This window comes from uncultured Roseibium sp. (assembly GCF_947499295.1).
Taxonomy (GTDB): domain Bacteria; phylum Pseudomonadota; class Alphaproteobacteria; order Rhizobiales; family Stappiaceae; genus Roseibium.
Genome location: NZ_CANMNP010000013.1, coordinates 33,093 through 46,475, shown reverse-complemented (window position 1 = coordinate 46,475; position 13,383 = coordinate 33,093). Strand labels below are relative to the sequence as shown.

Genomic DNA, 13,383 nt, shown 5'->3' with positions numbered 1-13,383 from the left:
TTTGTCTCCTTAACGTCCGAATTCAGGCAACAAACCGTCTGCAAGACGGTGCAGCGTGGTCTCAATGTCCGCGCCATTGAACCGCAAATTGAGGGCAACATGGTTGATACCGATTGCCTGAAGTGACTTGAGGTATTTTTTCAGATCCGGGATCCCAATCCGAAATCCCAGATGAATTGGTCGTGGCGGCTCGTCGTCTGACTGCGTCAGATCGACATAAAGCGGCTGCATGACCGGCTTGTCGTAAGTGCTCAGTTCCAGAACCCGTTGACGCCAACCGACGATAACTCTCGCCTGGACATCGAGACCGCGTGGATATGTCATCCAACCGTCTCCGTTCTTTGCGAGCCACTCCGGGCTTTGCTGACTTCCACCAGTGATCAGCATAGGCAACCGACCCGCCTTTGGTTTGGGAAGCATGTCCATACCACCGCCTGGGGCGCCATAAGCATTGTCAAAGGAAGGCATCCTGGTCGCCATTTGGCGGATATAGGCATAGCTTTCGCGGAAAGATGCTCCGCGTTCGGCAAATGGCAGGTTCAGGGCCGGGTATTCCTCTGGCCTGTCGCCGGAGGCAATGCCAAGCAACAGCCGGCCGCCGGACAGAACATCAGCGCTGGCAGCGGCTTTGGCGACATGGGCAGGATGACGCAATGGCAGCACAACACTGGCGACTCCAAGCGCTATCCTGTCGGTGGCAGCTGCCAGGTATCCAAGATAGACAAACGGGTCGAAAAGCTGGCCTGCGTCTCCGAACGAAGGCACGTTGAACGGAACGTCTCGAAGCCACACCGCAGAAAAACCAAGACTTTCTGCAAGCTGCGCCCTCTCAAGGTGACGTTCCAGGTCCGGCACTGCCTTGTTGCCATAATTCTCCATCGGAACAACCAGGCCGAGGCTGAGATGTTCAGGTACGAAAGTGCTGTTGTAAGCCCGATTGATGGACAAGAAGCCTTGGTTTTCAACATTTTCGAGCATTTTGGCATCTCTCCTCGGGCGTGCGAAACAAGACGGGGTTTGCCGCCTGCGGTTCACAGCGTTGTTCTTGCCGGCAACAGCCAGCTTCGGTCATTTGTTGCGGTCTGCGTACCGCACAAGTGTTCGGCTCTCGATGCTCATGCGCACACTGCCCAAACCACCGTTTTCAACCCTGTCGAGAGCGCTATGGGCAATCGATGCCAGGCCTTTATTGTCAAAGATGTTGAAGATCGCGACTTCGTCGGGCCTCATGCGAGACAGATAGACCCATTCATGACCGGCAGCATTTACCAGCCCCATGATCTGACCGGCTCTGTCTGGATAGATCAGATCAAGCAGTACCCAGTCTTCTTTTGCGACTGAGCGAGGACGCACAAATCCCAATGGTGCGCTCATGATTGGTGCCTTGACGGGCCGCCACACATTCACAAAACCGAAGTGCCCCTCTTCCCAGACTTCGGCTTCGGTTTTGCCAACAAGGTCGACAAGGCGTTGACGCGCACCTGTTTCACTATAGTCACTGTGAACATTCCGGGCAGGCTTGCGACCCGACGCAGGATCATCCACGCGCACGGTGTGGTCGAATACTAGAACGTCTTCTGCACCAATTTGTTCTTTCAACAATTCAGTCAGATGCAGGTCGTATTCCGGTTTCCAGCCTCCGTCCGCACCGAAGTCAACAACAGATGAGGGGCTGTCGACAAACACGACGCTGTCGTTTTGAAAATCGACAGTGGTTTGACCGTCGCGAAGATCCAGCACCGAAACACTGGTGGGAACCAAAACAGGCGACAGCAACTTGCCTTCAACACCGCCTGCGTCAATGTGGAATGCCTGACGACCAGGCGCGGTAACGTGATAGTTCACGCTTGCTTCGACGTGCATAATGAAGCCCCTAACTAGAGCATGCAGAAAAGTTTTTGGAGTGGTGGGCGGCGGATCGCCGTTTTATCGCCGTTCAGGACGCGAGATCGTCCTTGCCTTCGATCAGAAAGTGGAAACTCTCGGAACCCGCAGTCCTGGCTTTAAGATGCGGCACATACTCCGGATCGTTCATGAAATTGACCGCAGCATCCCTGGAAGGCCACTCGATAACAATGCGCAGTGCTGAGGACTGGGTCTTTCCTTCAAGCTGCTCATGTTTTGCGGTTCGGGCAAGATATTTGCCGCCATGTTTCGCAACGAGTTTGTTAGCCGGAGCAATGTAGTCTGGTATCCAGTCTTCGCTGGTTGGTGTGACGGCGAGTACGGAAAAATAGGCCACTGAATTGGTTCCTTGGTGTCAGTTTCTTATCCAACCGGGCCCGACAATTGCGCTGGGCTTGCGACGCCCCGTTTGGTGCTGACGAGAAAATAAATATCTTCAAAAAATATATAAGAGTGCTATTTCTAGTTTCATAATTCGTTTTTTGGATATAATAGATGGACACGCAAAGCCTTCGCTTGTTCGTTCTCGCGGCAGACAAGTTGAATATCAGCGCTGCCGGACGGCAACTCGGCATGGCACCGGCTGTCGCAAGCAGCAAACTTGCCAAACTGGAAATGAGCCTGGGGACAGACTTGCTGCACCGCTCAACCCGCAAGGTCTCGCTTTCGCTGCAAGGTGCGGAGTTTTTGCCTTATGCACGGGAAATCCTGGCGCAGGAGGACGCGGCCAGAGCCGCTCTAGGCCTGACACGTCAGGATGTTGCCGGAACACTCAGATTTGCAGCCCCGAGCACGTTTTCTCAACTCTATATCATGCCGCTCCTGCCCGAATTGCTGGACCGGCATCCCGGCCTCAACCTCGATTTGAGGCTCTCAGACACTCCGTTTGATCTGATCGACGGGAGTTTTGATCTTGCTCTGCGCAACAGTGCTCTTGAAGACAGCAGTTTAAAGGCACGCAAACTCGCAAACGACACGCGCCTCTTATGTGCATCGCCGGAGTATCTCGCCGAACACGGAACGCCAATCCACCCCGAGGATCTGAAGGCACACAAACTGCTTGCCTTCAGGCATCAATCGGCAAGAAAGCTTGTCTGCAAATCCGGTGAAATCGGGCACTTTGATCCTGCGGTTGCAACATCCAGATTGACGATCGACGATGGCCTTAGTCAGAAGATTGCAACGCTTGGCGGTGCAGGCATTTCCGCAAATTCCCTCTGGAGCGTTTATCGCGAACTGGCAAACGGCACGCTTGTAAGGGTTTTGCCCGACTATGAAGTCGATGACCGAACGGTGCTCTGGCTGGTCTACCCCAAAGCCAACGTCCTCACTCCAAAAGTCAGAATTTTCATCGACTTTCTTCTTGAAAAAATTGGGAAAAGTCCTCCCTGGAAACCCTGACCCGAACTTGCTGCCCCGGCAACCCGTAGCGACGACATCGACCAGAATGAAGGGCAAAACCAAGCAACAATCAAAAGTCGCTTTCGACACAAGAAAGAACAACCTCTAGCTTATTAATGATAGACCGCTGCAGTTTAGGTAGCCTTTCTTCCAAATAAACTACAAAAGGAAGTCAACAAGTCTCAATTCATTGACACAAAAGACAAGCTAACCTAACGTAATTACATATATTTTTTACACAACCCTATGCACCTTTTAATTGTATTTCCAAGTTTAGTTGGAGAACATACAATGAAAATACTCAAGATTTTCAGCTTATTGATCATATCATTTGCCACAACCGGCCTTGCAACACCAATATCAGCAGACGAATGCGTTCCCGCAAGTTTTGACGGAGCCTTCGATGGCGAGATTACCCTTTGCCAGAACTGGGATGCACAGGAGCAGCAGGAGTTCTGGTTTACGCCGCAGGGGTCCAGGGTCATGCCGTACAGCTGGTTCCTGGCGCTTGAACAGGCAGGCACACAGGAGGCATTTTCCGACAGCGGACACCTGGACACTTTCCGGTACTTGCCACAGAAACCAACGCCCCTCAATCCCGATGGGCTGCCCATCGGCTTCACTCGCGACAAGGTTGCCAAAGATGACCCTCTTGCGCCGGTTTCAACCGAATGGCTCGGACTGACATGCGCCGCCTGCCACACCGGACAGGTTGAATTCAACGGCAAGAAGCTCCTGATAGACGGCGCGCCTGCAATGGCCGACTTCGAAGGCTTCATGTGGTCTTTGGAGGACGCACTTATAGCAACCGTTGAAGATGAGGCCAGGTTCGAACGCTTTGCTGAAAAAGTCCTCGGCCACCCGGCAACGACAGCAGGCGATAAGACCGCGCTGAAGCAGCAACTCGCCGAACTCGCACAAACACGTTCAGCCTGGAATGAGCTGAACAAGGGAGACCACGAATACGGATTTTCCCGGCTCGACGCCATTGGCGCTATCTTCAATGCCGTGTCGGTTTCCGCGCAAGGACTGGACGATGCAAACGGCAAGCGCGCGAACGCACCGGTCAGCTACCCCTTCATTTGGGATACGCCACAGCACGATTTCGTCCAGTGGAACGCGAGCGTGGCCAACGAAGGAGCGGGTGCACTGGGCCGGAATGTCGGCGAAGTTCTGGGCGTATTCGGGGGCCTGGATTATAACCCGATCGACGGCAAGCTTTCAGAATGCCTGGCTGAAGATACCGGTTTCCTGGGCAGACTGGCACAGGTTTGGAAAAGCATATGGGGCGGGCTCGACAACACGATCTGCATCGGCCACGCCTCTTCGATCAAGGCGGACGGTCTTTATAAATTGGAAGCCCTGCTCTGGGATTTGCAGTCTCCAGAATGGCCAGAAGACATTCTGGGCAAGATCAATTCTCAGCCAGAAGCCGGCAACGGACCCTCCATGGTCGAGCGCGGCAAGGCACTCTACGAGCAACGTTGCCTTGAATGCCATGACGGCCGACTGGACAACACCGAACTGACCACGGCCTTCAAACGCGACGATCCAAACCGGCGCATCGAGGCAGAACGCATTTCAATCGAGAAGCTCGGGACCGATGCCCAGATGGCCGGAAACTTTTTAGGTCAGGTCTATCCCATCTCGGAAGAAATCAACGGACAGGTAAAAGCTTTTCTTCCACTGACGTTTCCATTGACCGACAAACACCGCTTCTCCTCCCAGGGCGGCGGTGCAGAGCTTGTCAGTTATGCGGTGCGCGGCGTGATCGTCAACAAGGTTCTCAACGACCCCAAGAACACCCTAGATGCCATCATGCTAGGTCAGCCGGAAGAACGGCGCGCGTTTCTCGAGCGCGTTCAGGCCCGCCTTGTTGAAGCACAGGATGCGAGCAATCTGAAGCGCATCCGCATCCTGATAGACGCCATCGAGGAGGCGGAACGCGACAATCTGATCGACTGGGTACAGGGTCTCGACATTTCCCGCAACGGTATCCTCCGGTCGAAGATCCGCGAGATTCTGAGACGAAGCGACCCCTCGACAGAAGAAGATACATCTGCCGCAGAAGCGGAGGCAGCCCGGCAACGACTGTTTGTCTATAAGGCCAGGCCATTGAACGGCATTTGGGCAACAGCCCCTTATCTGCACAACGGTTCAATCAGAACAATGCGTCAACTTATGTTGCCGGCGGATTGCCCTGAAACGGGCGGAGAAATAGACGCGGATACAGGCCAACGTCTGTGCCGCCAAAAGGCTTTTGAAGTCGGCAGCAGGACCTACGATCCCGAAACGCTTGGCTTCATTGACGCCGGTGGTTTCGTGGTCGACACCTCGCTGCCCGGAAACAGCAACACCGGTCACGAATACAGCACACGATTTTTCAGGGACAATCCGGAACAGCTCGACGCGCTTCTGGAGTATATCAAAACTCTCTGAATCCTGACCCGGCGCAGATGGCAAACGAACGCGCCGGGACGAACCTTAGATCTAGCTCGTTACAACTTAGCCGCAGCATTGAGACTGTGGCGAGGTCCCGCAACAGGCGGACATGTTCTGGTTCGCAGGCATCTCCAGTGCCGGCTTGCAATGCGCGCGAAGTTGTGTGAGCCGAACAACGACCTTTGCCCCCTCCAATTCCGGCGTATCGATCCCGTAGAGGTGCATTCCCTCATTTCCGTGAGCGAATTCCGCTTTTAGAGGCACGGCGGCAAGGCCGCTTACTCTAGCTATGCTTTGTCTGAGAATGGCACTGAGCTTGCCAGCTGTCATATGGCCGCCGTCCGCACCGTCGAGCAACTGGAGCGCTGCCTCCGACCAACTGGCAATGCGAGCGCCGCAGTCGATACTGGTCACATGAGACAGTTTGAGCTCAGTTACATGATAGCCGGCGCCAATTTCACCTTCATCTGTCAGGAATACGACCGGCGCTTCGCTCGGCAGAGCCTGAAGCGTCTCCAAAAGATCACTCAACGACATAACGTCACCTTTCATTTCAATTTTTATTGAAATATACTTTCACAAACGAACTTAAATTTCAAGAAAGTTTGAAATATGAATGAAACCGATGCACTTGCCGCTCTTTCCGCAATTTCCAGCGCAACACGGTTGAGGATCTTGAAAAGACTGGTTGCAGCAGGTCCAGACGGGATGACCGCCGGAGACATAGCCGAGGCTTCTGACGGAACACCGTCGCGAACTTCATTTCATCTGTCGAACATGGCAGATGCAGGCCTGATCACGGCAAACCGGCGATCACGGCAGATTTGCTACAAGGTGGACTTTGCTGCAATGGGAGCCTTGATCCGATATCTCCTTGAAGACTGCTGCAACAATCATGAGACAGTGCGTGCCTGTTGCACACCACAGTGCGGCTGCTAACCATCACCGAGATACAAACCCATCAATGAGACACGTCATCGGCTGCTCTCAAAAAGAAGAACAACGCCACCAAGCGAGATAGTTGCGAAAATACTACAGTATGTTGCATTTTTGCACCAACTTAAAACAACAGTCTTATTCATACTTGAGCTCATCGTCTGTTTTGTATTATCACCCTTTTACCGATCAGGGCTTCGGAACAAACGTCAGCGGTTTGGCTGTTTTTGTCACCCGCGTGATCCGACGCTGTCGCACTCACGTACGGACGTTGTTCTGAACATTTCGGTACCTGCGCAAGTAGTTCAACGGTAGAACGCCGGGAATGTGACCCGGAGGCAACAGGTTCAACTCCTGTCTTGTGCTCCATGGATAGCTCAGTTGGTAGAGCATCGGATCCAGACTCCGAATGTCGCGGGTTCAACTCCCGCTCCAAAACCCGGTCTTGAAAACCGGACTGGCTTTCCAAGCCAGCAGCTCGTCAAGCTGTTTACATTGCGGGACCTGAAGAAAGCTTGCGGACGCGGTTTGTGCGCCTGGCCTTTGGCCTAAGTGTGCAAAGTGCAGATGCCGGGGGCCTTCGTCCGGTCGCGTTTCATGATCGCGCCGCAGCCTTGCCGGGAACACTGGTTTTCGAACGGGCGTACCCTGTGCTGTTGCCGCAAGATCCGCTGTTCCGCGCCCCGCCGAAAGCGCCCGCGCTTTCTTCAGGTCTCAGATTTTCGCCTCGGGAGGCTGCCAGTCAGTCTGCCGGATTTCAACCAACTCTAACCAACTTCAACCCGAAGAAAGGACAACCACGTGCCTTAGTGCCACGGAAGGAATATCGAAATGATGAACTTTCTCAACAAGATCCGCGGACGTACCCGCGTACTGATTTCTGAAAACGAACGTGCTCTTCACCTTCTGCAGGGTAAACTCAAGGGTATCCTCGGACCAGGGGACCACAGCCTGAAAAGCGGCCGTGGATCACTCGTGATCGAGCGACACAATCTGGCGATACCTCAGTTTCGTTCCGTCTACGAGAAGGCACTTTTCGATAAATTTCCTGAAGTTGTCGAAAAGCTGCTGACCGTTGTTCGAACCGGACCTGGTGAAATCGCGATTGTCGAGCGCGACAAGCTCATTCATACCGTGGTCGGTCCGAATGATAAGCTGGTTCTCTGGAACGAAGCCGGTCCCTGGACCTGGCAGGTAGTCGACACGGTTGCAGAACCTGAGTTGCCTGCAGAGTTGCAGCGTCGTCTGAGCGAAGCCCAAAAGGCCCAGCATCACGTCGTGATCCCGGTGACCGACGGTAGCGTAGCGCTTTTGTTCGTCGATGGGGTTCTCACCAAAGTTCTGCAGTCAGGCTTGCATGCCTACTGGAGCACTGGTCGAAAAGTGACGCAGAAGCTGATCGACCTGAAGCGTCAGAGCCTCGATGTCACCGGTCAGGAAGTCTTGACACTTGATCGTGTCACGATCCGGATCAACCTGTCTGCGGAGTACCGTGTGGTCGACCCGGTGAAAGCCACGCAGGACGTGAAGGACTTCTCGGATACGCTCTATAGGGCGCTTCAGCTGGTGTTTCGTAAGCAGCTTGGTGCGTTGAAGCTTGACCAGATCCTTGAACGCAAGGGAGAGGTGAACGAAGAAGCCGAGGCGCAGATCAAGACTGACATGGCAAAGATCGGTATCGAGGTTTCCGATATTGTTCTGAAGGATGTCATCCTGCCAGGCGAAATGCGTGAGATCCTCAACAAGGTGGTGACGGCTGAAAAAGAAGCTGAAGCCAATGTCATCCGCCGTAGGGAGGAAACGAACGCAACACGTTCGCTTCTGAACACCGCGAAGGTCATGGCCGAAAATCCGGTCATGTTGCGCCTGAAAGAGCTGGAAGCTCTCGAGGCGATTGCCGGAAAAGTGGATCGTTTGACGGTTCACAACGGGACGGAAGGCCTGATGAACGATCTCGTCAAGCTGCGTGACGACACCACGGCTTGATGACGACAATGAACGGCGCGGGGAAACCCGCGCCGTTTTTCTCGCGCGGTTGTTTCAAAGTGAGTTCCTCACAAGTTTGAGCGCTGAACTCGCCTCTTTCATAACGGTCTCCCAGTCTCAAACTGATTGCCATTTCACAGAGGGGTCAAGCTCAATCACATAATAAAAAAGTTTTTTCTTTTTTTATTGATTTCCATCCCATATAGAAAGGGAAATGTTTTTTTATTGAGGTTCCAATGGCCGTCAGCTCGCCTGTACAGGATTGCCCCCCGCATTTGTTTTCCCGCGACCGCGCTGCAGGAACACTGGCTTTGATGCTCGGGGTTGGGTCTCATGCCATCAACGGCTTTGTTACAACAGCGGTTCTCCCGGACATTATTCGCGATCTCGGTGGGCAAGACCGGGCTTTCTGGGTTTTCAGTTCCTTTGAAATGATGGCAATTCTGGCAGGCTGCCTGACTGGCGCGGTCAAAGTGCGTTTCGGCGCGCGGCTTCCCTTTCTTCTGGCGACCAGCCTGCTTGCATTCGGCTCCACGTTGGCAGGTCTCAGCGGTTCCCTGGAAGGCCTTATTGCCGGGCGCGCGTTTCAGGGTTTCGGAGAAGGCATGATCATCGCCCTTTGCTATGGGCTTATCCCTGATCTGTTTCCAAACCATGCCGCACCACGTGTTTTCGCTTTGTTATCAGGCGTTTGGGCCCTGGCGGCTGGGATTGGCCCCGTTTCTGCCGGTCTTTTGTCAGAGCTCTGGTCCTGGCGGGCTGCATTTCTGGTGAATATCCCGCTGGTCCTGTTGCTCTTTGTCCTGATGAACACGGCGCTGCCCGCAGCGTCTGCTGCGGCACGCTCTGGCCACAATCCCACACAGTCGACAGGAAGCAACCGATTTGTCCTGCGCCTCCTTCTCCTGGTCGCAAGCATCTATTTCCTGACCGTAATCGGCGAAGCACATACGCCGGTCCGGTTAACCCTGACCATTCTGGCCGGTCTAATAGCAGCCACCATATTGTTGAAAATCGATGCAAACAGCGTCCGCAGCCTCTTTCCGAAAGAAGCCTTCCGGCTCGAAACACTGATCGGGCTGGGCACCTGGATCGTCTTTCTTACATCCGTGGTTGCCGCAGTGCGCGCCATTTTTGTCACCACCTTCGGACAGGTCTATTGGGACATGAGCGTGACCGAAGCGAGTTATGTTGCTGCCGGTCTTGCCTTTTCGTGGACAGTCTTTTCCTGGGTGTCTGCACGCGCACCATCTCGGAAACGGGAGATGACCTATCTGGTCACAGGCCCCGTACTGATCGCCATTGGGCTGGCGATGACAGCTTATTCTCTGGAAACGCGTTCGCTCACTCTTTTTGCCCTGGCCGCTATTGTTGCGGGTGCCGGGCACGGGCTGTCCAGTCAGATCCTGATGCGCTCGCTGATGTATACGGCAAAGGGACAGGAGCAGAACCTTGTGTCCAGCATTCTGCCAACCATCTCCTCTGCCGGCATTGCGATCGGTGGTGGCCTTACCGGCCTGATAGCAATACAGACTGGACTGATCACGCCAGGTGCCGAAAGCTTGCTGACCAAGGCCGTCATCGCTCAGTCCGGTCCCTCGGTTTTTTACACAAACGCGTTCTTAATGTTGGTGCCGGCAAGTGCAATGCTGGTTTTGCGGCGGCGTCTGATCCACGCGGAAAGCGGAGAAGTTAAAGCTGATTGAGCGCAATTCTCGATCATGCAGACAATGCAAGATGCTCTGACCCTTTTTCCGAAAACGCAAAACCTGAAGGTGCTGAAAGATGAAAAGTGTGACGTAGAGGCATTGACTAAAAAGGGCTCAAGGCGGAAAATTTCATCATTATTGCTCGAAAAACGGTAGTTACATGAAATTTCCCGCCGCCCGGCTCCTTATTGACCAGCATATTTGTCCGATGTGCTTTGGTGTGCCGTTGCCGATTGTCTGGAAGTGCGCCTGGACCGTGCTTACCGGCATGATGCCCCAGGCGCGCGTCACTGATCTTTGCATATGCGTTGGCCCGCCCCCGCCCATCGGCGGCGATCCCATCGTAACAGGAGCCTGGACGGTTCTGGTTGAGGGCCTACCTGCGGCGCGTATGACCGACCTGACCCTGAAAGCGGGTTCGATCGTTACCGGATATCCCACTGTTCTGATCGGAACTGCGGGCGCAGGAGGCGGCGGCGGAGCTGGTGGTGGCGGAGCAGCTGGCCCGGGCCCGGTCGGCACCACCAAAGTTGGGCCGTCAATCGAAATTGAGGGAACCGAAAAGTTCCGAGAGCAAACAGTTCAGGCACTGGCCAAACTCGCGCAGACACCATCCGGTGCCAAGCTTTTGACCGATCTGCACAATTCAGGCAAAACGATAACGATAAAAGAGACAACTGGCGGGAATAAGGTCACTGGTTTTACAAATGACGGCAAACTGGATTCCAGCGGCAATCCAGGGTCAGGATGCGATACGACTGTGCACTACAATCCCAATCGGACGAGTTATGGAACCGCACAGCCGTGGCAGACACGTCCACCCGAAATCGGCCTTGGCCATGAGTTGATCCACGCTCAACATGCCGCCGATGGTGAGCTCGATTTCTCGAAAGTGGACAATGACAGCAAACCAGATCCTGCAGATCCGACCAAAAATGCCAAGGTCATCAAGGAAGAAGCCAGGACCGTTGGAATACCGCCACATGACAACGAACCCTACAGTGAAAACAAACTCCGTGAGGAATGGGACCCCAAACAACCCGAACGGCTATTCTATTGATCGACGCTTCCTGCTGCTCGGGCTGTTGTCCTCAGGCTTCAATTTCAGTTTCCAGAAAAAGGCATCCGCAATGTCATCGTCCAGCAATCAAAACAATGACATATCCTTGGCGGTTCAAATCCAGCAGGACGGTCCGACGCTCCGTCTCAGCTATCAGGTAAGAAATCTGAGCGATCGAACCGCCTATCTTTTCGATGTCCTTCATGACGAGTTCAATGGTTCTGTCTTTCCACTGGTAGAGGCTTGTTACGCATCAATCGAGCAGGGACAACTTGTGTTCAGCCGCCAGATTGTCGACGTGCCGGAGGGCATGCTGCTTGAAGGGTTCAACATTCCCTTTGTCACACCTGTCAGGCCAGGTCGCACAATTGAAAAAACCGTCTTGCAGCCACAGCCTGTCTACCCTTGGACCCCCTATATCGACCGGGATGACTTCCCGCCTGCACAAGGTGTTCTCGACATGAACGCCTATTTTCGTATCGGCTACTTTATGGAAGCACAAGGAACGAGCGAACTCGCTCGTGTGGCGGAGACTGACAACGGGTCGCACCCGTACTTCGACCCATTTCCCATAGAGTCCCAGAAGTACCTCATGACTGGACCACTTGGTACAGTCCGGGTCTATGACCTTGGCTGAGGCAATCACTGCCTCCTAAAAACCTGTCAGCCCCCGCTCGGCCCATTGGCTTTGGGGAATTTCCGGTCCGATCTTGAAAGCGAACTTTTCGACCCGCGTAACATCGCCATCCGTCTCGCACCGGAAAGCGACGTCGAACCATCGCCCCAGACTTCGAAACGCGGCCCGCCGGGGTTCCAGCACCGTGCCGGGTTGCGGTCTGAAGCTGGGCAAAAGTTCAGGTGGAACCGGGCTGGCAATCGTCAGTTGGGCACGCAGCTCCGTCATACACAAAAGGTTCAGCCGTTGCCCGGCCGGCATTCCCCGCATGGCCGTCCGGCTGCGAGTATCGTCCAGGATCCGCTCAGAATAGAGTTCGCGTGCCTGCAACAGGTCCTGACGCTGAGGAGCTGCTGATGCCGCAGGGCGCGCACTTGCCTGGGGCCGGTCGGGCTTGGGTGTTGGCGTTTGAGATGTCGCGATCCGGCCAACTGTTCCGAAGTCGTCAACAGGCGCAGCCTCGTCGTCGCCGAGAAGCTGTTCAACTCCTGGCTCCTCGACAACATCCGTTTCCACATCTGGCTCTGGCTCTGGCTCTGGCTCTGGCTCTGGCTCTGGCTCTGGCTCTGGCTCTGGCTCTGGCTCTGGCTCTGGCTCTGAAGCAGAGTTGTCTGCCGTATCGGTCTCTTCAATCTCTTCCTGCGGCAAGTCGGTATCTTCTTCCACCGTTTCAGAAGTGTCTTCAGGCACGTCTTCAGGAAGCTCTTCTGAAACCTCGTCCGTCTCGGTTTCTTCAGTGTTCGGTTCAGCGGTGCCTTCTTCATCTTCGTCGCTAAACTCTTCAACCGACGGCAGCACTGGCGTCTCCTGCTGCTGTTCTGCCTCAGCGAGTTCTTGTGGCGCAGGTGCGGATTGTTCGAGTTCTTCGGCCTCAGGCTCTTCCGATTCCGGAGGTGGCTCTTCTGCCTCAGGCTTTTCCGGAACCTCCGCGACTTCCGGCTCCGGCGGCGTGATCAGTTCAACTTCAATGGGCGTTTGAACGGGTGTCGGCTCATATCCGGATATCACACCGGTCAACAGAAGAGCTGCCAGCCCATGCAACAGCAAGGACGCCGTCAGTCCGAGTGCAAGATACCGTTTTTCCTCGGAGTTTACGTCCTCCATAGGTCTGTCTGTATCTGCGATTAGGGCCAAAAAAGCGCTCCTGAGCGAAAACCCGCCGTCAATCCAGTTTCACATTTTCTGAAAATGGTGTCGATGTTCTGTCACACCATGCCATTGAGCAAACAAAAACCCGGCATCGCTGCCGGGTTTCCGCAATAGTGTTT

At 54.4% G+C, this 13,383-nt stretch carries 12 protein-coding genes and 2 tRNA genes; 9 read left to right on the top strand and 5 right to left on the bottom strand.

From position 1 onward, the window contains the following. Positions 1–9: 9 nt before the first annotated feature. The 3 genes from Q0835_RS19095 to Q0835_RS19085 all read right to left on the bottom strand — a co-directional run bounded on the left by Q0835_RS19095 (position 10) and on the right by Q0835_RS19085 (position 2,242). Positions 10–978: an LLM class oxidoreductase gene (locus Q0835_RS19095; RefSeq protein WP_298963770.1), complete on the bottom strand. Its 969-nt coding sequence runs from the start codon at positions 976–978 to the stop codon at positions 10–12. Between the two features lie 90 nt (positions 979–1,068). After that, the gene (locus Q0835_RS19090; RefSeq protein ID WP_298963768.1) at positions 1,069–1,863 is read right to left on the bottom strand and encodes a CmcJ/NvfI family oxidoreductase; all 795 of its coding nucleotides are present in this window, start codon (positions 1,861–1,863) and stop codon (positions 1,069–1,071) included. 73 nt (positions 1,864–1,936) lie between these two features. Next, positions 1,937–2,242: a DUF1330 domain-containing protein gene (locus Q0835_RS19085; RefSeq protein ID WP_298963766.1), complete on the bottom strand. Its 306-nt coding sequence runs from the start codon at positions 2,240–2,242 to the stop codon at positions 1,937–1,939. A gap of 158 nt (positions 2,243–2,400) precedes the next feature. Between Q0835_RS19085 and Q0835_RS19080 the strand changes: the two genes are divergently transcribed. Beyond that, positions 2,401–3,306: a LysR family transcriptional regulator gene (locus Q0835_RS19080; RefSeq protein WP_298963764.1), complete on the top strand. Its 906-nt coding sequence runs from the start codon at positions 2,401–2,403 to the stop codon at positions 3,304–3,306. A 291-nt stretch (positions 3,307–3,597) separates the two neighbouring features. Further along, positions 3,598–5,745, top strand: a complete 2,148-nt coding sequence (locus tag Q0835_RS19075) for a di-heme-cytochrome C peroxidase (protein ID WP_298963762.1) — start codon at positions 3,598–3,600, stop codon at positions 5,743–5,745. A gap of 66 nt (positions 5,746–5,811) precedes the next feature. Here Q0835_RS19075 and Q0835_RS19070 read toward each other — a convergent pair whose 3' ends face one another. Next, positions 5,812–6,285, bottom strand: a complete 474-nt coding sequence (locus tag Q0835_RS19070; RefSeq protein WP_298963760.1) for a DUF6428 family protein — start codon at positions 6,283–6,285, stop codon at positions 5,812–5,814. Between the two features lie 75 nt (positions 6,286–6,360). On the opposite strand from Q0835_RS19070, the gene Q0835_RS19065 reads away from it, so the two are divergent. The 7 genes from Q0835_RS19065 (at position 6,361) to Q0835_RS19035 (ending at position 12,076) form a co-directional block, all read left to right on the top strand. Further along, positions 6,361–6,687 (top strand): helix-turn-helix transcriptional regulator, encoded by a 327-nt coding sequence (locus Q0835_RS19065; RefSeq protein WP_298821758.1) that lies wholly within the window; start codon positions 6,361–6,363, stop codon positions 6,685–6,687. A gap of 291 nt (positions 6,688–6,978) precedes the next feature. Next, positions 6,979–7,053: transfer RNA gene (locus Q0835_RS19060), tRNA-Thr, on the top strand. Position 7,054: 1 nt separating this feature from the next. After that, positions 7,055–7,119, top strand: a tRNA-Leu gene (locus tag Q0835_RS19055). A 396-nt stretch (positions 7,120–7,515) separates the two neighbouring features. Then, a complete protein-coding gene (locus Q0835_RS19050) occupies positions 7,516–8,670 on the top strand; it encodes a slipin family protein (protein ID WP_366142364.1) in 1,155 nt (384 codons plus the stop codon). Between the two features lie 236 nt (positions 8,671–8,906). Then, positions 8,907–10,376: an MFS transporter gene (locus Q0835_RS19045; RefSeq protein ID WP_298963759.1), complete on the top strand. Its 1,470-nt coding sequence runs from the start codon at positions 8,907–8,909 to the stop codon at positions 10,374–10,376. 163 nt (positions 10,377–10,539) lie between these two features. Further along, positions 10,540–11,439 (top strand): M91 family zinc metallopeptidase, encoded by a 900-nt coding sequence (locus Q0835_RS19040; RefSeq protein ID WP_298821752.1) that lies wholly within the window; start codon positions 10,540–10,542, stop codon positions 11,437–11,439. A gap of 70 nt (positions 11,440–11,509) precedes the next feature. Beyond that, complete coding sequence (locus Q0835_RS19035) at positions 11,510–12,076, top strand: hypothetical protein (RefSeq protein ID WP_298963758.1); 567 nt, start codon at positions 11,510–11,512, stop codon at positions 12,074–12,076. A 15-nt stretch (positions 12,077–12,091) separates the two neighbouring features. Here Q0835_RS19035 and Q0835_RS19030 read toward each other — a convergent pair whose 3' ends face one another. Then, positions 12,092–13,219, bottom strand: coding sequence for a DUF930 domain-containing protein (locus tag Q0835_RS19030; protein ID WP_298963756.1), 1,128 nt, complete (start codon positions 13,217–13,219; stop codon positions 12,092–12,094). Positions 13,220–13,383: the final 164 nt, after the last annotated feature.